Here is an 18,021-nt window from a genome sequence, read left to right as displayed (position 1 = left end):
GAAGCGTTGTGCCGGGAGTGGAGCGCCCGACCTGACCGGCACGATGGAAGTCGGTTCCGTCGGGCGAGCGGATCGCGGAAGGGGGCGACGGTCCCGCGGGGACCCGTGTGAGGATGCGGACTGTGGAGCATGAGCTGGTGGGCCTCGCCGGTCCCGGCGGCCGGTGGCGCCCCGTGGCCGCGGGCCCGTTCACCGTCCTCGCGGTGGCGCTGGCGCTGCTGCCGATCCGGCCGGTCTGGCTGTGGGCCGCGCTGATCGGCGCCGTGGCCGCGATCCCGTGGCTGCTGGGCGCTGTCCCGGACGCGCGCCGCCGCCGTCCGCGGCCCTACTGGCGGCTGTCGGCGGCCGGTCTCGAACGCGTCGGCCCCGGCGGGCTGACCATGGTCTCCTACGAGCGGTCCCGGATCGACGGCCTCGCGATCACCACCGGCGACGGCGTGCTGACGGTGTTCCACCGGTTCGGGCGCACCGCGGTCGGCGGGATGACGGCGATGGGCCTGGAGCCGCTCGCGGTGTTCGTGACGGCCCGCCGGCTCGGCATCCCCATGCACGTCCTGGACGGCGAGGCGAGCGACCTGCTCGACCCGGCGCTGGACGAGGCGCTGCGCGCGTCCGGGCTGCAGGACGACGTCCCGGGCGGCGGGCCGCTGCCGCGCGACCACGCGGCGGAGAAGCGCCTGCTGGACCAGGAGGCGGCGCTGCTGGCGGCGGCGCACGAGCCCCCCGCCGCGACGCCCCAACCCCGCGAGCCGCGCGACGAGCAGCGCCTGGACACGCCCGAGCCGCTCCCGAGCCGCCGCCGGATCGTGGCCCTCGGCGCCCTGACCGCGCTGCTCGGCGGCGTCATGATCATCCGGATCGCGGTGGACGGGACCGGCGAGTTCGGCGCCCGGCTCGCCGCGGGCTGCTGGGCGCTGGCCGCGATCGGCGGCGTCCTCGCGGCGCGCCGGCGGCTGCTGCGCGCCGCGCAGGTCCGCTGGACGATCACCGCGGAGCGGCTGCTGGTGCGGGCCCGTCCCGGCCGCCGCCGCGAGATCCAGAACCTGCCGGCCGGGGACGTCGCGGCGGTCGTCGTCGGGCCCGGCCTGCGCCTGGACCCGGTGAGCGGCGAGCCGCGCCGCGCCGACCTCGCCGCACTCGCGTTCGGGCACCGGCTGGAGCTCGTCGCCCGGCTGCCCGCGCACGGCCTGGACGGCTTCCAGCTCGCGCACGCCCTCGACGACCACGGCTACCGGGTCATCACGCCGGGGGCGCGGGCGCCGCGCCGTCCCGACTACGGGCTGGAGGGGCTGCCGGAGATCTTCGCGCAGGTGCCCGGCGGCCGGCTCGTCGTCGCCGACGACGGGCTCGGCTGGGCGGACGCCGCCGGCGACGTCGTGCTGAAGATGCCGCAGGACCGCATCGGCGGCATCGAGCTGCTCACCATCGCCGGGCACGCGTGGGTGCGGCTCTACGACTCCGACGGCGAGGAGTTCTTCGCCGCGCCCCTGTCGGCGCTGCGGATCTCCCGCACCGACCTGCGCGACTCGGCCCGCCGCGCCGGGCTGCCCGTCAACGACGCCGAGTACGACGCGTACCTGAGCGCGGCGTTCCACTCGGCCGTGTCCACGCTCGCCGCCGATCCGGAGCCCGCAGCGGCGGCCGTGCCCGCGCAGGCCGCGGGCCCGGCGGCACAGCCGGACCTCGCCGAGGGGCACGACCTCACGTTCCCCGCCTCGGCGCCGCCCAGCCCGGTCACCGCGCCGGGCGCGCTCCTGGACGCGACCCGCCGCTCCCGCATCGGCACGTACGGGATGAGCGTCCTGCTGTGCGAGGCGGTGGCGCTGCTGGGCGCGGTCTGGCTCGGCCCCGACCTCGGCGGCTTCAACGCCACGGCGAGCTGGTCGGTGCCGGCGGGGCTGGTGATCGGGCTCTTCGGCTACTGGCTGTACGACCGCAACCGGTCCCAGCTGCGCGTGTCGTCCGCCGGGGTCGCCGTGGTCACCCGGCGCGGCAGGGTCGAGTGGGATCTGACCCGCGACCGCATCGGCGGCGTCGGCATCGACGAGGCGGGCGAGCGGATGCCGCGCCTGGTGGTGTGGGGGCCGTCCGGCCGGGTGCTGAGGCAGATCACGTTCCCGCCCGACCTGGACGCCCTGCGCCGCGCCTGCGAGCGCTACGGCGTCCCCTGGGGGCCGCCGGACGCGGACCGGCCCGCGCCCCCGCCGCCGGAGCTGTGACGCAGCGACCACGTCTTCAGCGGCTCGTACGTCACCTGGCTGTAGTCCTTGCCCGGCAGGCGGCTGCGCATCAGGTGGACGGACTCGGCCGTCCACGACGCGCCGGCGAACGAGGACAGCGCCTCGACGAGGCTCCGGACGTCCACCGGCCGCCGTGTCCGCGCCAGCGTCATGTGCGGGCGGAACCCCGCGTGCTTGTCCGGGAGCGTCCCGACGCGGCGCCCCGCCGCCGTCGTGGACGCGGCGAGCCGCGCCAGGCGGCGGCGGTCGCCGTACAGGCCCGTCCACAGGACGCGGGCGTGCGCGCCGCTGCCGGGGAAGGCGCCCGCGCCCGCCAGCGACAGCGCCATCCGCTCGTGCCGGCCGACCGCCCGCTCCAGCCTGGGCAGCAGCCGCTCCAGAGTGCGGTCGTCCACCTCGCCGAGGAACGTCAGCGTGACGTGCATCAGGTCGCGGCGGATCCAGCGCAGCCCGGGGACCGCGTCCGTGTGCGGCCGGACGGCCTCTTCGAGCTCGTCCAGAACGTCCGGTGGCGGCACGAGCGCCACGAAAAGCCTCATGAGAGCGTCCGGAGGGCCACGCCGCAAGCTTTTCAGCAGGTGGTCGCCCTTGTCACGCGAACGGGGTCACCCTTCGGCGGCCCGCGGGCGGCGGAGCCGGGCCAGGACGGGGCGCGCGTCGCCGTCCTCCCCGGGCGCCCGCCGCAGGGCCAGCGCCCCGACCGCGAGCGCGGCGAGGACCGAGACCAGCCCGCCGAGGACCAGGCCCGTCCGCGCCCCGTAGTGCTCGGCGAGCCAGCCGATCGCGGGGGCGCCGACCGGGTTCGTCCCGAGGAAGACCAGCATGTACAGGGCCATCACCCGGCCCCGCATCTCGGGCGCGACGCCGAGCTGGACGGTCGCGTTCGCCGCGGTCGTGATCGTCATCATCGCGATGCCGGTGGGGACGAGCAGCGCCAGGAACGACCAGTACGTCGGCATCAGCCCGGTGAGGACCTCCAGCGTGCCGAACGCCAGGCCCATCGCCACGAGCAGCCGCAGCCGGGGCCGGGCGACCCGGCGGGCCGCCAGCAGGGCGCCGCTCAGCGCCCCGACGGCGAGCATGCTGGACGCGAGCCCGAACGCGGACGCGTCGGTGTGGAAGACCTCCTTCGCGACCAGCGCGACCGTGGTGGTGAAGTTCATGCCGAACGTCGCGAGGAACCCGACCAGGATCAGGACGAGCATCAGGTCGCGGCGCCCGCGCACGTACCGGAGCCCCTCGCGGAGCTGCCCCTTGGCCCGCTTGACCGGCTCCGCGTGGTGCAGGTCCTCCGTCCGCATCGCGTACAGGCCGAACAGGACGGCGCCGAACGACGCCGCGTTGACCAGGAAGACCGGCCCGGTGCCGATGAGGGCGATGAGCACGCCGGCGACGGCGGGGCCGAGCAGCCGGGCGCCGTTGAACGTGGCGCTGTTCAGCGCGATCGCGTTCGGCAGGTCGCGCCGGCCGACCATCTCGACCACGAACGCCTGGCGGGACGGGTTGTCGACGACGGTCGCGACGCCCAGCCCGAACGCCAGCAGGTACACGTGCCACACCTGCGCCGCGCCGGTCACGACCAGCACGCCGAGGATGAGCGCGAGCACGCCCATCGACACCTGCGTCATCATCAGCACCCGCCGCTTGGGGTACCGGTCGGCGATCACACCGCCCCACAGCCCGAACAGCAGCATCGGCAGGAACTGAAGCCCGGTGGTGATGCCCAGCGCCGTGCCGCTGCCATGGGCGAGCTCCAGGACGAGCCAGTCCTGCGCCACCCGCTGCATCCACGTCCCGGTGTTCGAGACGACCTGCCCCGCGGCGTAAAGCCGGAAGTTGTGATTCCGCAACGACCGAAACATCCCAAGCCGCCGCTCCGACTGCTCCCCCGCATCGTCCAGGGGCACGTCTTTGGCGACCTTAGCCGCGTCGCCTACGACCGCGCCTTCCTGCGCCGTGTCCGCTGGGGCCGTGTCCGCTGGGGCCGTGTCCGCTGGGGCCGTGTCCGCTGGGGCCGTGTCCGCTGGGGCCGGGTCTTCTGAGGCCGTGTCCTTTGGGGGTTTCGCGGTGGTCGCCTTGTGCTCGACAGCCTCGAGCACTGCGGGCTCGGGGGTGGTGGGTTGGAACGTTCCGCCGGAGCGGGTGCGAGTGGGGGCTGGGGCGGGACGCCTGCGTGGGAGGGCGAGGGGTGTCCGGGCGGCGGCGCGGGCGGGGTGTACGGGGCGCCGGCCGCGGGGGCCGCGCGTCGCGGTCCCCTCGGGTTCGCCGGGGCCTTCGTTAGCAGAAGTCATTACCAATGCTAACGGTAAGGGCGGAACCGGCATTCCGGCAAGGGGGTGTCTGCACGATCACACCCGCGGGCCACGCCTTTGAGGCCGTGCGGTCAGGAACGGCTGAGCTTGTCGATGATCGGCGCGGCGCGGCGCAGGATCTCCCGCTCGGCGTCGGTCAGCTCCCCGAGCCGCTTGGCGAGCCACGCCTCCTTGCGGCGCCGCTCGTCCGCCAGCAGGGCGGCGCCCTCCTCGGTGGCGCTGAGGACGACCTGGCGGCCGTCGGTGGGATGCGGGCTGCGCGCGACGAGGCCGCGCTCCTCCAGGTGGGCGATCACCCGGGTCATCGAGGGCGGCTGCACCTTCTCGTGGTCGGCCAGCTCGCGGGGCGTCATCGACCCGTGCCGCTCGATGGCGGCGAGCGCGGCGAACTGCGTGAGCGACAGCGGGCTCGGGCCGCCGCCCGCCGCGGAGGGGCGCAGCGTGCGCAGCCGGCGCGACAGCCGCGCGATCGAGATGCGCAGCTCCTCGGCCAGGCCCGGCGCGGACGCCGTGCGGCCCCGGATCGGTGGCGTTGTCATCGTCATTGCTCTCCCGTACTGCCGCCCATGCTGCCACGCCGCCGCTTGACACTGTCGCTAACCTCATTAGCCTATCGGCTAGTGCAAAGAAAGGACGGTGGGTGGTCCATGCCCCGTGCGGGTCTGTCCCCGGAGGCGGTCGTGGACGCCGCCGTCGCCGTCGTGGACGCCGGCGGTCCCGGTGCCCTCACGCTGGCGGCGGTGGCGGGGAGGGCCGGGGTGGCGACCCCCTCCCTGTACAAGCATGTCCGTAATCTCGCCGAGTTGCGACACCTGGTGACCGTGCGCGTCATGAACGAGCTCACCGACCGGCTCGGCGAGGCGGCCCTGGGACGGTCCGGCGACGACGCCCTGCGGGCGCTCATGCGCGCGTACCGGTCGTACGTGGTGGAGCACCCCGGCCGCTACGGCGCGATGGAGCAGACGGCCGCGCCGGAGAACGACGCGGCGGCGGAGCGGCTGCTCAACGTCCTGTTCGGGGCGCTGCGCGGCTACGCCCTGGAGGGGCCCGCGCTCGTCCACGCGGCGCGCTGCCTGCGTTCGGCCGTGCACGGGTTCGCCGTCCTGGAGGCCGCGGGCGGCTTCGGCCTGCCCGAGGACCTGGAGGCCAGCTATGAGCTGCTCATCACCATGATCACCGGAGGCCTGGACGGCGCGCGCCACGTAGCCTGATCGCATGAGCCCTCCGCGCCGCCCGGACCCTCCGCCGATGCAGACCAACGACGTCCGTATCTCGGCCGCGGGCGCGGTCGCCTGGGCGGTCGCGCTCGTCGTGCTGCTCATCGTCGGCCTGCCGTCGGAAGACCGGTGGTGGCTGTGGGTGTGCGGGGTCGGCATCGGGATCGGCCTGTTCGGCGTGTGGTACATCCCCCGGCTCCAGGCCGGACGTGCCCGCCAGGAGGCCGCCCGCGCCGCCAAGCGCGACACGGCGGTCTAGGGCTCCAGGTCGTCCTCGGCCAGGAGGGCGGGCAGGGATTCCGGCTCGCGCAGGACGGCCTCCAGCAGGAGGCGGTCGCCCCAATGGCCGCTGGACCAGGCGAGAGCCCGCGCCAGCCCTTCGGCGCTGCTCGCGTGCATCTGGCCGTCCCTCGTCCACCAGGGGACGTTCTGGCCGTCAACGACCAGCCGCTCGTGCGCGAGGTAGTCGGCGGGAGCCTCCGGTAGGACGGCCATGACCGCGTCAGGGACGGGACGCTTCTCGCCCCCCGACTCGACCGCACCCGGGATCTCGTCACCCGCCCGTGGCAGGTCCAGGAGTTCGGCGAGGCGCCCATCGCGGCCTCGGGCGGCGATGACGAGCGGCTGGCCCTGGAGGAGCGGCAGGAGGTCGGGGCTGTCCAGGACGAGGGCGTCCTGCGCGTCGACGACCTCCACAGCGCCGTCCACGACCGCTCGGACATGGTCGGGTGGCTCGACGGCCGCTTCCGCTGCGTCGGCCAGGGCCGTCCAGAGCCGGCCCAGCTGGGCGCGGGCCACGGACCGCCCAGGGTCCGCGAGCCGGTCGAGCAGTTCTTGGGCGCCTCCCGGCTCGTCGAGCAGCTCCGTGAGCGACGTGCGGACGCCCAGGGCGAGCAGGAGCCGTTCGTCCAGGCCTTCCGGCGCGAGGTCGTAGAGGCCGGCCAGCGACTCGTCCCCGCCCAGGCGGAACTCGCCCGGCCTGCGGCCGCGCAGGACGGGGTGACGGCTCAGCCACCACGCCGTGTAGGACGGGGCGGCCACCCGCCGGCCGTTGTGCAGGGTGACGTGGGCGGGGTCCACGATCGCGGCTCGCCACGGCGGTCCGGCAAGGACCCGGAGCGCCGCCGCCCAGTCGTCGACGAGTTCCAGGTCGCGGACGGCCGTGAACTCGGGGACGAGCGGCGGAAGGTCCTGGGGGCCGATCCGCCTGAGCACGTCGTCCGCCCAGAGGTCCTCGCCATCGAGGTCCAGGGTCTCGGCCTCGTCCGCGAGGCCCGTGAGGTTCACGTCCTCGGCCTTGGCGAGGGCGAACCCGTCCAGGACCCCGGCCGCCGCGAGCGTCCCGGCGCCCCACCGGTCGACCAGCTCGCCGGAGACCACGCCGAACGGGGCGTCCTCGGCCATGATCGCCCGCAGCGGGCTCTCCGGCAGCAGCAGCTCGCCCGCCGGGTACAGGTCGCCGTCGTCGCCGGGGAGGGCCAGCTCGGCCAGCCACGGCTCCTCGCCCGGATCGACGTGCGCGGCGGCGACCAGCCCCAGCACGGCCTCGGCGACCGCGTCCGGGTCGTCGGCCTCGAACGACTCCTCGACGGCCGCCCGGACGGCCGCGTCGGCGAGCACGGCCCGCGGCCCCGCCTCGACGGCGCCGAGCCGCACCAGCAGCGGATGCACGGCCTCGGGGTGGACGAACCGCAGCCCGAGCGCGTCCAGCCCGGCCGGGTCGACGCCGTCCGCGATCAGCAGCCCCCGCGGCCCCCGCACCACGCGTCCCGCCGCGCCGCCGGACGGCATGCCATCGGCCCCGGAGCCGGCCAGCGGCACCGGGAGAGCCCCCAGAGCGTCCGTGGCGGCCCCGGCGAGCGCCTCGTACGCCCGGTGCCACCACGCGGGCTCCCGGTCCACAGCGGCCAGCTCATCGATCACGTCGGCCAGCTCCACCCGCCGGACCCCGAGCGCGGCCAGCGCCGGGCTCCGCGCGGGCCACTCCGGCGGCAGCAGCCCGCCGACCACGGCATTCTCGCCGCCGAGCACCTCGACGAACGCGGCGGGCGCGTCCACGGCCAGCGCGTCCCGCCCGCGCGTGCGATGCGGCAGCAGGGGCGCCTCGGGCAGCCGCTCGCGGATCCCGCGCCGGATCCGCGCGTCGAGCTCCCCGGCGCCGACCGGCCCTGGCACATGCCCGAGCACGGCGGGCGAGACGGGCAGATCGCTCAGCAGCCGCACATAGGCGTCCGCGGCCTGATCCGCGAGGAACTCGGTCAATGCCCCAGGGGCGACATGCCTGCGGTCGGGCGCGAGCGGAAACGACGCGATGAGCAGCGCGTTGAAATCAAGCCGCTCGTCACTGGGCGTGGGCGCATGCAGGACGCTGGGCGTCCCTTCCGGGAGCCCGTCCTCTGGGAGCGCCCACCGCACCTGCCAGAACGGACGCCCCCGCTCCTCCACGGGACGGTCCGCCAGAAGCGCCGCAGGAATCTCCCCGTGCGCTTCGAGGGTCCGCCAGACGCCCCCGTCGATGACGACCTCGCCCGGTCCAGGACGTTCGGCGGTCAACGTCCGCGCGTCTCCGTCGACGTCCACGCGCTCCAGCGCCGGCAGGGCCAGCATGAGCGCCGCGCCGACCTGGTCGAGCTGCCGCCGGACGGACGCCACCGCCTCGTCCCGCAACGGCAGCCGGACCACCGTGTCGAACCCGGCGGGCACCTCCGGCGGCTGCTCCATGGCGAACGGCAGGCGCAGCAACGGCACATGCCCGCCCCGTCGCTCCAGCTCGTCGGCGAGCCCGGGGACGGCCTCCACGAGCTCGCGAGCCCGCGGCAGCGACCACTCGACCCCTGCGCGACCGGGGCCGGACGGCATCGTCGACGCGATGGCGGGGGCGTCGGTGACGGCGACGACCGCGGCGAAGCCGACGCCGAAGCGGCCCGCCGTGCCCGTCTCGTCCCGCTTGGCCGACGCTCGCAGCGTGGAGAGGGCCTCCACGCCGGCGGCGTCCAGCGGGGCGCCGGCGTTCGCTGCGGTCAGGACGGTGCCCTGCGAGGTCGTGCGAAGGGTCAGCCGCAGATGGCCGGGGACGCCGGCGCGCAGGGCCGCGTCGGCGGCGTTCTGGGCCAGCTCGATGACGAGGCGGTCCCGGTAACCGCCGAGGGCGTGGTCCTCTTCGGCGTTGGCGTCCTCGCGGAACCGCGCCGGGGACTCGCCCCAGGCGCGCACGACCCGCTCGCGCAGGGTCCGCGCGCCGAAAGCGTCGTCCAGTCGGCTGGTGTCCGGCATCGGATCAGCTGTGGCCGAGCGCCTCGTCGTCGAGGGACGCGGTGTCCTCGCCGGCCGGGACGATCTCGTAGCCCAGCTCGTCGATCACGGGCGGGTTGTGCTCGGACGCGGCCGGCAGGCTGACGGCCTCGGAGTGGGCGCCGCAGCCGTGGTCGGCGGACACGACGCGGCCGTCGTCGGGCGCGTACTCGTTGGCGCAGACCCCGAAGACCTGCCGCAGCTCGCCCGCCAGCGCGACGAAGAAGCCGCAGGTGGAGCACTGGGCGGGCGCGGACGCGGCGATGGGCGCGCGGGGGCCGGCGACGCCGTCGTACCAGCGGGTCGCGGCCTCGTCGCGCCCCTCCCGGGACAGCACCCGGACGCGGCCGAGGCCGAGCTCCCACTGGGCCTCGCGGTCGGTGGAGTCGTCCACCTGCGTGAAGCCGGGGGCGAGCCGGGCGTCGTCGGGCGCGGTCGGCAGCAGGTCGCCGGGGCCGAGGTCGCCGGGGCGCAGCCGCTCCAGCCACGGCACCCACGGCGGGGCGAGGAGGGCGTCGTCGCCGGGGAGCAGCACGCACTCGCTGACCGTGACGTTCCTGGCGCGGGACGCCCGGGTCACCGTGACGGCCCAGCGCCAGCCGCGGTAGGCGGGGTCGAGGCAGGCGAAGTAGTGCGTGACCACGCGGTCGGCCTCGGCGCGGACGCCGAGGTGCTCGCCGACGTCACGGGGGCCGGCGGTGTCCTCGGCGGCCTCGCGGGCGAGGTCGACGGCCTCGGCACAGGCCGTGTCGACGGCGGGCGTGCGGGTCCGGCGGGCGGCCCCGGACGTGGCGCGCGCGGCGGCGGGACGCGCGGGGCTGGTTTGACGCTGTGGGCTCACATGTCGATTCTCGCCCATGCGAGCAGGTGACCGAGCCCACCCCCTCCCGCTGAACGGGGAGAGGGGTGGAGGCGGGTTCGCGGGGTGAGCCCGCATCCTCGCGGGGAACGTACTCTCAATTGAGCGACTCCGATGGCCGTGCCACGAGGAACAGCAGGGGCGACCGCAGGGGAGAGATCAGGGCGCATGGGGAACCGCACACGGGCGGGACGGTCCGTACGCGCCGTCGCAGGGGGTGCGGCGCGCGCCTGGCGCGGCGCCCTCTCGGCCCTTCTCGGGACGGGACGGCTCACCCGCCGCGTCACCCACGCGCAGGGCGCGGGCCGCAGCGGGCTCGGCAGCCTGATCGAGGCGTCGGCGTTCAACTCCGCCGGCGACGCGCTGCTGACGGTCGCGCTCGCGGGGACCCTGTTCTTCGGCCTGGACGTCAACCAGGCGCGCGGCCAGGTGGCCCTCTACCTCGTGGTGACGATGGCGCCGTTCGCGCTGGTCGCCCCGCTGATCGGCCCGGCGCTGGACCGGGCGCGGCACGTCCGCCGGTACGCGATCGCGAGCACGTTCGTGATGCGGGCGCTGCTGTGCTGGGCGATGGCGAGCGCGCTCCCGCACGGCGACCAGGTCACGTTCCTGCCCGCCGCGTTCGGCGTGCTGGTGCTGTCGAAGGCGTTCGGGGTGCTGCGGGCGGCGGTCACCCCGCGCGTCCTGCCGGACGAGATCACGCTGGTGACGGCGAACGCCCGGTGCTCGTTCGCGGGCCTGATCGCCGCGTCGGTCACCGCGCCGATCGGCGCCGGCCTCGCCGTGCTGATCGGGCCGGGCTGGGTGCTGCGCATCGGGACGGCCGTGTTCCTGCTCGGCGTCGTGTTCACGATGCGCCTCCCGCAGCATGTGGACGTCCCGGAGGTCGAGCCGGCGGAGCAGGACGGTGACGGGCCCCGCCGCCGCTTCCTGGCGCTGCCGCGCGTCGGGCCGGTCGTGGCGGAGGCGATGGAGGCCAACGCGGTGCTCCGCGCGTTCTCCGGCTTCCTGATCATCTATCTGGCGTTCCTGCTGCGGCAGGAGCGGTTCGACCCGGTGTCGCACCATGTCGCGCTCGGCCTGCTCGCCGCGTGCGCGGGCGCCGGCGGGCTGATCGGCACCTCGCTCGGCGCCTGGATGAAGGCGCGGGCGCCGCGGTTCATCGTGTCGGCGACGCTCGCGTCGGTCACCGCCGTCACCGCCGCCGGCGCCGCGTTCTTCGGGCTGTGGGCGGCGCTCGCGGTGGCGACGGCGGCCGGTCTCGGCCAGGTGCTCGGCAAGCTGTCCATGGACGCGGTGGTGCAGCGCGAGATCGGCGAGGAGATGCGCTCGTCCACCTTCGCGGTCTCCGAGACGCTGCACCAGCTCAGCTGGGTGCTCGGCGGGCTGCTCGGCCTCGGCATGTCGATCGTCGCGGACGGCCGGGTCGCGCTCGCGATCGTCGCCGCGGCGCTGGCGGTCGCGTTCGGGCTGCTGGTGTCGCGGCAGGCCGGCACGCCACGGCGGGCGCCGCGGCGGCCCGGCCGCAAGACCACGATCAAGGACGCGCATCCGGAGATGCACACCTGATCATGGTCATGGCCGGCCGCGCTCAGCGGCACGGCCCGCGCACGGCCCGCGCTCGGCCCGCGCTCAGGGGGCCAGGTCGTCCGCGACGGCCCGCAGCACGGTGGCGATCTTCTTCGCCTCCGCCGGGGCCGGGTGCTTGCCGCGCCGGTAGGTGTTGGAGATCCCGTCCAGCAGCTTGATCAGGTCCTCGGTGATGACGACCATCTCGTCCGGCTTCTTGCGCCGCTGCTTGGCGATGGTCTTCTCGACCGACGGCAGCGTCTCCAGCACGCGGACCTGCAGCGCCTGCTGGCCGCGGCGCCCCTCGACCACGCCGAACTCGATGCGCTGGCCCGGCCTGAGCGTCGTGACCCCGCCCGGCAGAGCCGATGAGTGCACGAAGACCTCACCGCCGTCGTCGCGGGTGAGGAAGCCGAACCCCTTGTCGGAGTCGTACCACTTGACCTTGCCAGTCGGCACCGGAGACCTCGTTCGGTAATCGTCCTGAATCGCCCCCAAGATTAGTGCCTCGCCGCGGGCCGGTGAACACGCCGGGTGCCCCCGCGACGCCCTAGGGGCAACGCCTTAGAAGCTATCCGGGGCGGCAGACGAAATCACCCCAATATCGCCGCGGATCAGCCGGCGCGGAACCCGCCGAGCCATTCGGGGAAGGCCAGCAGGTCCGGCAGGACGACGTCCGCGCCGTAGGCCGTGAGGGCCGCCGAGTCGAACGCGCCGGTCGCCACGGCCACCGCCACCGCGGACGCGGCCCGCGCGGCGTCCACGTCGCCGGTGTGGTCGCCGATGTAGGCGCCGGCTCCGTGCTCGCGCAGGACGGTGCCCTTGTCCGCGCCGAACAGGCCGCCGACCACGGCGTCCGCCCCCAGATCGAGGTGGCGGACGGTCCGCTCGGTGTCGGCCTGGTTCTTGCCCGACACCACGACCACGCGCCCGCCCATGGCCCGCACGGCGTCCAGGGCGGCGACGGCACCCGGCATCAGGAGTGTCGCCGGGATCGCGATGCCGGCGTAGATCTCCCGGTAGCGGGCCGCCATCGCGGGCACCTCGTCCGGCGGGAACCAGTACGCCAGCTCCTCCTCCAGCGGCGGCCCGATGCGGCGCACCACGAGGTCGGTGTCGATGGCGACGCCCGTCTCGGCGGCGATAGACGCGTAGACGGCGCTGATTCCGGCGCGGGTGTCGGCGAGGGTCAGATCCAGGTCGAATCCGATGGTGAACCCGGATTCCGGAGATGTCGGAAGATCAAGGTCGAGCACGTCCACAGCGTACGGGGCTGGACACACGCGAGGACCCGCGCTCTCCTGGTAGTGGCGATGCGACGGGATCCGAGTAGGAGAGCGCGGGACCGTGATGCGGATATACCCGGGCCTCCGACCACAAACCAGTTGACCAGGGAAAACACAGCACCCGAACACCCCACCCCAGCCCCAAGGACGATCACTCGCCCGTCCGCCCGCCACGGAGGAACCGGCGAAGGAGGCCGATCATGGCAGAGACCCAGACCGAGACGGGCGGTGACCACCGCGCCCCGCGCACCCGGCGGTTCACGGCCGGTGCCGCCGCGGCCCGCCGCCGCGCCGCCGGCCTGCTCGCCGCCGCGATCTCCGTCGTCACGACGGTCGTGGTCGCGATCCTGGCCGTGCACATCGTGTTCGTGGCGTTCGAGGCCAACACGGCGAACGACCTCGTCCGCTGGTTCGGGGACCGCGCAACCGACCTCTGCTGGCAGTTCAAGGACGTCTTCCAGCCGGAGAACCGCAAGACGGAGGTCGCCGTCAACTACGGCCTGGCCGCCCTCGTCTACCTGGTGGTCGGCCGCATCCTGGTGAACCTCGCCCGGAGGCTCTGACCGCACCCGTCCGGGCTCTGCCCGCCCTTGCCGGCCTCACTCGCGGCCGGGGAAGCGGACCTTCTCGAAGGGCCAGGCGGTGGTCACCCATGTACGGACGAACTCCTCCAGTTCCTTCTCCAGGATGGAGTTCTCCTCGTCCGCGCGGACCCAGAACACCACGACGGCGTCCGCGTCGCGGGTGTCGGACGGGGCGACGTGGATGCGGCCGAGCTGCCGCTCCCCGTCCGGGGTGATCACGACGTAGCTGAAGGAGCGGCGCAGCTGGCCCTCCTTCTGCAGCCAGGCGACGTCGATCAGAGCCTGCTCGAAGGTGAACTCCCGGTCGGGCCAGCCCCACTCGGGGCCGAAGCGGCCGGCCAGCCGGTCCAGGCTGCCGATCACGGCGCCGTAGTCCTTGACGGCGTCGTGCACGGTGATCGGGCGGATCTGGAAGTCGGGCCCGGCCACCAGAGTGGGCACCACGAAGTCCTCGGGCAGGAAGGCCCCGTCGGCCGCCTTCCGCGGAGACTTGAACATCGCCGACCTTTCCGACGACGCCCCTTCCGGCGAGCGGGGCGCTGACGATCGCACTCTAGCCGCCCCGGGCGCGACGTGAGCGGCATCACCGATTCGGGCGTGCCGCGCGCGACCCGGCGACCGGCCGCATCAGGATGCCTTAGTGTTCTTGCGGAGGAATTCATCACCATGACGACATCTACGCGCGATCGGATCGTGGCCGAGTCGCTCCGGCTGTTCGCGGACCGGGGCTACGCGGCGACCTCGGTCGCCGAGATCGAGGCGGCGGCGGGCCTGTCGCCGGGCGCGGGCGGCCTGTACCGGCACTTCCGCTCCAAGGAGGAGGTCCTCGCCTCCGCCATCCGCGAGCACATCGAGCGCACCCGGCGGCAGATCAGCGACGTCCTCGACCAGTCGACCGCCTACGCGGGCCGGCCGCTGGAGATCCGGCTGCGGATGACCTGCCAGGCGGGACTCGCCAAGATGCGCGAGGAACAGGACCTCATCCGGGTGCTGTTCCGCGACCTCGACCAGTTCCCGAAACTGGTGGCCGAGATGCGCGAGGGCATCGTCAACCCGCTGTACGACGGGATCGCGACCTGGCTGGCGGCGCAGCCGGAGTACGAGGGCGTGGACGAGGACTGGCCGGCGATCGCGTCGATCCTCGGGGGCGCGGTGGTGAACTACTGGCTCGCCAACGAGTCGATGTACGAGCCGCCGACGCGCATCGACGAGAAGCGGTTCGTGGAGAGCTGGGCGCGGCTCGGCCTCGGGCTGGTGCACCTGGAGCGCACGCCTGCCACCTGACCTGCGTGGTCCGTGTTCCCCACCGCGTGCGGGCTTCTACCCTTGGAGCCCCGCGCACCCGCGGTATGCACGCGACATATGGTTGGGAAACAGATGGAAACGTACGCGGATTGGTTGCGCGCGCGAGGCGATGACGAGCTTCGCGCGCTCCTGTCCGCGCGTCCCGAGCTGCTCGCCCCCGTCCCGGCCGACCTGACCGCGCTCGCCGCCCGCGCCGCCACGCCCGCCGCCGTGTCCCGCGCGCTCGACCGGCTGGACCGGTTCACGCTCGCCGTCCTGGAGGCCCTCCTCGTCCTGCCCTCGCCGGCCGGGCCGGACGCGCTCGCCACCGCCCTCGGCTGCACGCCCGAGCAGGCCGCCGACGCGCTCGGCACGCTCCGCCGCTACGGGCTCGCCTGGGGGAACGACGCGCCGAACACCGCGCCCGGCGTCCGGCAGGGCCTGCCGCACCCGGCCGGGCTCGGCCCGCCCGTCCAGGAGGTCTTCGCGACCTACCCCGTCGAGCGGCTGACCGACCTCGTCACCGACCTGGACGGGGAGCCGCCGCGCGGGTTCACCGACTCCGCGCGGCTCCTGCGCCGGCTCGCCGACCTGCTCGACGACCCCGGCCCGCTGATCGACGACGCCGGGCCCGACGCGCGGGCCGCCCTAGAACAGCTCGCCTGGGGCCCGCCGGTCGGGCGCGTCGCCGACGCCCGCCGCCCCGTCCGGATCGACACCGCCGCCACGCCGATCGAGCGGCTCCTGGCGCGCGGCCTCCTCGCCGCCGAGGACGACCGCACGGTCACCCTGCCCCGCGAGATCGCCCTGCACCTGCGCGGCGGGCGCCTCTTCCGGGACGTCCCGGCGGAGCCGCCGCCGCTGCCCCCGGCCGCGGCGGCGCGGGGCGAGGACGTCGTGGTGCGCGCCGCCGCGGGCGAGGCCTACAACGCCGTCCGGCTCACCGAGGAGCTGCTGGAGCGCTGGGGGCTGGAACCGCCGCCCGTCCTGCGCAGCGGCGGCCTCGCCGTCCGCGACCTGCGCGCCGCCGCGACGCTCCTGGACGTCCCCGAGTGGAAGGCGGCGCTGCTCGTCGAGGTCGCCTACGCGGCGGGACTGCTCACCCGCAGCGGCGACCTCGACGGCGAATGGCTGCCCACCCCCGCCTACGACCTGTGGCTGATGCGCGACACCGCCGGGCGCTGGACGGAGCTCGCGCGCGGCTGGCTGAAGTCCGACCGCGCCGCCGGGCTCGCCGGCGAGCGCGACGACCGCGACCGGCTCATCAACGCGCTGAGCGAGGCGATGGTGCGCAGCAGCGCGCCCGCCACCCGGCAGGCGGTCCTCGACATCCTCGTCGGCGCCGGGCGCGGCGTCGTCGTCGGCGAGGACGCGCTCCGCGAGCGGCTCACCTGGCTGCGCCCCCGCCGCGGCGGGCCGATCCGCGACCGGCTCCTCGGCTGGACGCTGCGCGAGGCGGCCGCCCTCGGGCTGACCGGGTTCGGCGAGCCGGCCCCGTTCGCCCGCGACCTGCTCGCCGGCGACGACCCCGAGCCCACCCTGGAGAAGTACCTGCCCGCGCCCGTCGACGAGATCCTCATCCAGGCCGACCTGACCGCGATCGCGCCGGGCCCCCTGGTCACCGACCTCGCCCGGGAGCTCGCGCTCGCCGCCGACGTCGAGTCCACCGGCGGCGCCACCGTCTACCGGTTCACGCCCGAGTCGATCCGCCGCGCCCTGGACGCCGGCCGCACCGCCGCCGACGTCACCGACCTGCTCTCCCGGCACTCGGCGACCCCGCTCCCGCAGCCGCTCACCTACCTGATCGACGACGTCGCCCGCCGGCACGGCCATCTGCGCGTCGGCGCGCTCATGTCCTACGTCCGCACCGACGCGCCCGCCACCCTCGACGAGATCCTCGCCGACCGCCGCGCCGCCCCGCTGCGCCTGCACCGCCTCGCCCCGACCGTCCTCGCGTCCGGGCTGCAGCGCGGCGACCTGCTCGACGGCCTGCGCGCCATGGGGCTCGCCCCGGTCGCCGAGGCGCCCGGCGGCGGCGTGATCGTGACCCGGCCGGACGCGCAGCGCGCCGAGCCGCCGCCGACCGCCGAGATCGTCCGGCTCCGCCCCGGCTCCCGCACCGACGACACGATGATCGCCGCCGCCGTGCGGGCGCTGCGGGCCGGCGACGAGGCCTCCGTGCACGGCGCCGAGCAGGCCCGGCAGGCCCCGTCCGGCGACCCGCCCCGCTCCCCGGCGATGGCCACCATCGAACTGCTCCGCGCCGCCGTCGAGCGCGGCGGGCGCGTCTGGATCGGCTACCTCGACCAGCAGGGGCAGGCGTCCAGCCGCATCGTCGAACCCGTCCGCGTCGAGGGCGGCTTCCTGACCGGCTACGACGCCACCCGCGCCGCCGTCCACCGCTTCGCGCTGCACCGCATCACCGGGGTCAAGGAACTCGACGACGCCTCCTGAACCGTCCGGAAACGGCTGTCCGCATGCGGCCCCTCCCGGGGACGGGAACCGGCGAACGTCGCATACGGTCCAAGCAGTGACCCTTCGGACCGATAGCGTGTCCGGGCGAATGGTGTGAGGAGGCTCCCGATGAGCGGATACGGCGGGCGTCCGCCGTCGGGCTGGGACGACCCGTACGGCGGATCCCAGGGCTGGGACCCTGGCGGCACGTACGGGCAGGGCTACGGATACGGCCAATCCGGATACGGCCAACCGGGGTACGGCCAGCCCGGATACGGCTACGGGCCGCCGGGCGTCCCGTACCAGCCCGCGAACAACGGCTCCACCATCGCCGCCCTCGTCTGCAACGCCGTCGCGATCCTGGTGTGCTGCAACATCGTCGCCATCCCCGGCGTCATCACCGCCGCGATCGCCCTCGGCCGCACCCAGACCGACCCGCCGTCCGCCCGGAAGCTGACGATCTGGAGCTGGTCCCTCTTCGGCGCGTCCGTGGCCCTCGGCGTCATCGTCCTGATCGTGTACATCGTCATCGGCGTCACCGCGTCCGACCCGGACTACGGCTCGTCCAGCGGTATCTGACCGTCCCCACGCCCCGGCCGCCGTGAGACGCGCCGGGACGGGTCGGCGCGTGCCGTAGCACGCCGGGACGCGCCGGGCCGGGACGGGACGGGGTCTCCCCAGCAATCGGCCAAAATCCAACGAAACTGTCTGTGACCTGCGGCGATGCAGGTTGGGGGTGCTTACGGCGGGGCCGCGGCTTTCTCGTCGTGGTCGCGGAGCATGCGTAGGACGGTCGCCGCCGATGGTCTTGCCGCGTCTGCGGGCCGACTCGTGGCCCTCCAGGGTGCGGTCGCGGATGTACTCGCGCTCCATCCCCGACAGCGCCGCCAGCACGGTGAACACCACCCCCGACGGGTCGTGCGAG

General features: G+C 74.8%; 16 protein-coding genes. 8 read left to right on the top strand and 8 right to left on the bottom strand.

Translation table 11 applies throughout. The features are described from left to right. The first annotated feature begins 122 nt into the window (after positions 1-122). Positions 123-2,219: a hypothetical protein gene (locus tag K8Z49_RS35990; protein ID WP_024935640.1), complete on the top strand. Its 2,097-nt coding sequence runs from the start codon at positions 123-125 to the stop codon at positions 2,217-2,219. Here K8Z49_RS35990 and thpR read toward each other — a convergent pair. The 3 genes from thpR to K8Z49_RS35975 form a co-directional block, all read right to left on the bottom strand. Then, positions 2,156-2,779, bottom strand: coding sequence for an RNA 2',3'-cyclic phosphodiesterase (gene thpR, locus K8Z49_RS35985; protein WP_021599323.1), 624 nt, complete (start codon positions 2,777-2,779; stop codon positions 2,156-2,158). The genes K8Z49_RS35990 and thpR overlap by 64 nt on opposite strands. 66 nt (positions 2,780-2,845) lie before the next feature. After that, positions 2,846-4,102, bottom strand: a complete 1,257-nt coding sequence (locus tag K8Z49_RS35980; RefSeq protein ID WP_075024683.1) for an MFS transporter — start codon at positions 4,100-4,102, stop codon at positions 2,846-2,848. Between the two features lie 521 nt (positions 4,103-4,623). Then, positions 4,624-5,091, bottom strand: a complete 468-nt coding sequence (locus tag K8Z49_RS35975) for a MarR family transcriptional regulator (RefSeq protein WP_024935641.1) — start codon at positions 5,089-5,091, stop codon at positions 4,624-4,626. Between the two features lie 108 nt (positions 5,092-5,199). On the opposite strand from K8Z49_RS35975, the gene K8Z49_RS35970 reads away from it, so the two are divergent. Both K8Z49_RS35970 and K8Z49_RS35965 read left to right on the top strand, forming a co-directional pair. Next, the gene (locus K8Z49_RS35970) at positions 5,200-5,763 is read left to right on the top strand and encodes a TetR-like C-terminal domain-containing protein (RefSeq protein ID WP_021599320.1); all 564 of its coding nucleotides are present in this window, start codon (positions 5,200-5,202) and stop codon (positions 5,761-5,763) included. A gap of 4 nt (positions 5,764-5,767) precedes the next feature. Continuing rightward, a complete protein-coding gene (locus tag K8Z49_RS35965; RefSeq protein WP_075024682.1) occupies positions 5,768-6,028 on the top strand; it encodes a DUF2530 domain-containing protein in 261 nt (86 codons plus the stop codon). Here K8Z49_RS35965 and K8Z49_RS35960 read toward each other — a convergent pair. Together K8Z49_RS35960 and K8Z49_RS35955 are read right to left on the bottom strand one after the other, a co-directional pair. Continuing rightward, complete coding sequence (locus K8Z49_RS35960) at positions 6,025-9,042, bottom strand: sacsin N-terminal ATP-binding-like domain-containing protein (RefSeq protein WP_412516257.1); 3,018 nt, start codon at positions 9,040-9,042, stop codon at positions 6,025-6,027. The genes K8Z49_RS35965 and K8Z49_RS35960 overlap by 4 nt on opposite strands. A gap of 4 nt (positions 9,043-9,046) precedes the next feature. After that, the gene (locus K8Z49_RS35955) at positions 9,047-9,901 is read right to left on the bottom strand and encodes a DUF3027 domain-containing protein (protein WP_024935644.1); all 855 of its coding nucleotides are present in this window, start codon (positions 9,899-9,901) and stop codon (positions 9,047-9,049) included. Between the two features lie 186 nt (positions 9,902-10,087). On the opposite strand from K8Z49_RS35955, the gene K8Z49_RS35950 reads away from it, so the two are divergent. Then, positions 10,088-11,488 (top strand): MFS transporter, encoded by a 1,401-nt coding sequence (locus K8Z49_RS35950; protein WP_083598517.1) that lies wholly within the window; start codon positions 10,088-10,090, stop codon positions 11,486-11,488. Between the two features lie 63 nt (positions 11,489-11,551). Here K8Z49_RS35950 and K8Z49_RS35945 read toward each other — a convergent pair whose 3' ends face one another. Next, positions 11,552-11,947: a cold-shock protein gene (locus K8Z49_RS35945; protein ID WP_021599601.1), complete on the bottom strand. Its 396-nt coding sequence runs from the start codon at positions 11,945-11,947 to the stop codon at positions 11,552-11,554. Between the two features lie 155 nt (positions 11,948-12,102). Next, positions 12,103-12,744 carry an HAD family hydrolase gene (locus K8Z49_RS35940; protein WP_052357631.1) on the bottom strand — a complete coding sequence of 214 codons (642 nt, stop codon included), beginning with the start codon at positions 12,742-12,744 and terminating at the stop codon, positions 12,103-12,105. Between the two features lie 230 nt (positions 12,745-12,974). Between K8Z49_RS35940 and K8Z49_RS35935 the strand changes: the two genes are divergently transcribed. Beyond that, positions 12,975-13,337 carry a hypothetical protein gene (locus K8Z49_RS35935; protein WP_021599603.1) on the top strand — a complete coding sequence of 121 codons (363 nt, stop codon included), beginning with the start codon at positions 12,975-12,977 and terminating at the stop codon, positions 13,335-13,337. Positions 13,338-13,373: 36 nt separating this feature from the next. Here the strand turns inward: K8Z49_RS35935 and K8Z49_RS35930 are convergent, their stop codons facing one another. Then, on the bottom strand, positions 13,374-13,856 hold the full coding sequence (locus K8Z49_RS35930; RefSeq protein ID WP_021599604.1) for a hypothetical protein: 483 nt from the start codon (positions 13,854-13,856) through the stop codon (positions 13,374-13,376). Between the two features lie 168 nt (positions 13,857-14,024). Between K8Z49_RS35930 and K8Z49_RS35925 the strand changes: the two genes are divergently transcribed. The 3 genes from K8Z49_RS35925 (at position 14,025) to K8Z49_RS35915 (ending at position 17,675) form a co-directional block, all read left to right on the top strand. Then, positions 14,025-14,642, top strand: coding sequence for a TetR/AcrR family transcriptional regulator (locus tag K8Z49_RS35925; protein WP_075024678.1), 618 nt, complete (start codon positions 14,025-14,027; stop codon positions 14,640-14,642). A 93-nt stretch (positions 14,643-14,735) separates the two neighbouring features. Further along, on the top strand, positions 14,736-17,096 hold the full coding sequence (locus K8Z49_RS35920) for a helicase-associated domain-containing protein (protein WP_412516256.1): 2,361 nt from the start codon (positions 14,736-14,738) through the stop codon (positions 17,094-17,096). Between the two features lie 129 nt (positions 17,097-17,225). Next, a complete protein-coding gene (locus K8Z49_RS35915) occupies positions 17,226-17,675 on the top strand; it encodes a hypothetical protein (protein WP_021597767.1) in 450 nt (149 codons plus the stop codon). Positions 17,676-18,021: the final 346 nt, after the last annotated feature.

It is taken from the genome of Actinomadura madurae, assembly GCF_047130825.1.
Taxonomy (GTDB): Bacteria; Actinomycetota; Actinomycetes; order Streptosporangiales; family Streptosporangiaceae; genus Spirillospora; species Spirillospora madurae.
Note: the sequence above shows the minus strand (reverse complement) of the source record. Positions and strands in the feature narration are given on the sequence as shown.

Bases quoted from the DNA above. Each gene is read 5' to 3' on its own strand.
- thpR (WP_021599323.1), bottom strand. From the start codon at position 2,779: ATGAGGCTTTTCGTGGCGCTCGTGCCGCCACCGGACGTTCTGGACGAG.
- K8Z49_RS35980 (WP_075024683.1), bottom strand. From the start codon at position 4,102: ATGTTTCGGTCGTTGCGGAATCACAACTTCCGGCTTTACGCCGCGGGG.
- K8Z49_RS35975 (WP_024935641.1), bottom strand. From the start codon at position 5,091: ATGACAACGCCACCGATCCGGGGCCGCACGGCGTCCGCGCCGGGCCTG.
- K8Z49_RS35970 (WP_021599320.1), top strand. From the start codon at position 5,200: ATGCCCCGTGCGGGTCTGTCCCCGGAGGCGGTCGTGGACGCCGCCGTC.
- K8Z49_RS35965 (WP_075024682.1), top strand. From the start codon at position 5,768: ATGAGCCCTCCGCGCCGCCCGGACCCTCCGCCGATGCAGACCAACGAC.
- K8Z49_RS35960 (WP_412516257.1), bottom strand. From the start codon at position 9,042: ATGCCGGACACCAGCCGACTGGACGACGCTTTCGGCGCGCGGACCCTG.
- K8Z49_RS35950 (WP_083598517.1), top strand. From the start codon at position 10,088: ATGGGGAACCGCACACGGGCGGGACGGTCCGTACGCGCCGTCGCAGGG.
- K8Z49_RS35935 (WP_021599603.1), top strand. From the start codon at position 12,975: ATGGCAGAGACCCAGACCGAGACGGGCGGTGACCACCGCGCCCCGCGC.
- K8Z49_RS35930 (WP_021599604.1), bottom strand. From the start codon at position 13,856: ATGTTCAAGTCTCCGCGGAAGGCGGCCGACGGGGCCTTCCTGCCCGAG.
- K8Z49_RS35925 (WP_075024678.1), top strand. From the start codon at position 14,025: ATGACGACATCTACGCGCGATCGGATCGTGGCCGAGTCGCTCCGGCTG.
- K8Z49_RS35920 (WP_412516256.1), top strand. From the start codon at position 14,736: ATGGAAACGTACGCGGATTGGTTGCGCGCGCGAGGCGATGACGAGCTT.
- K8Z49_RS35915 (WP_021597767.1), top strand. From the start codon at position 17,226: ATGAGCGGATACGGCGGGCGTCCGCCGTCGGGCTGGGACGACCCGTAC.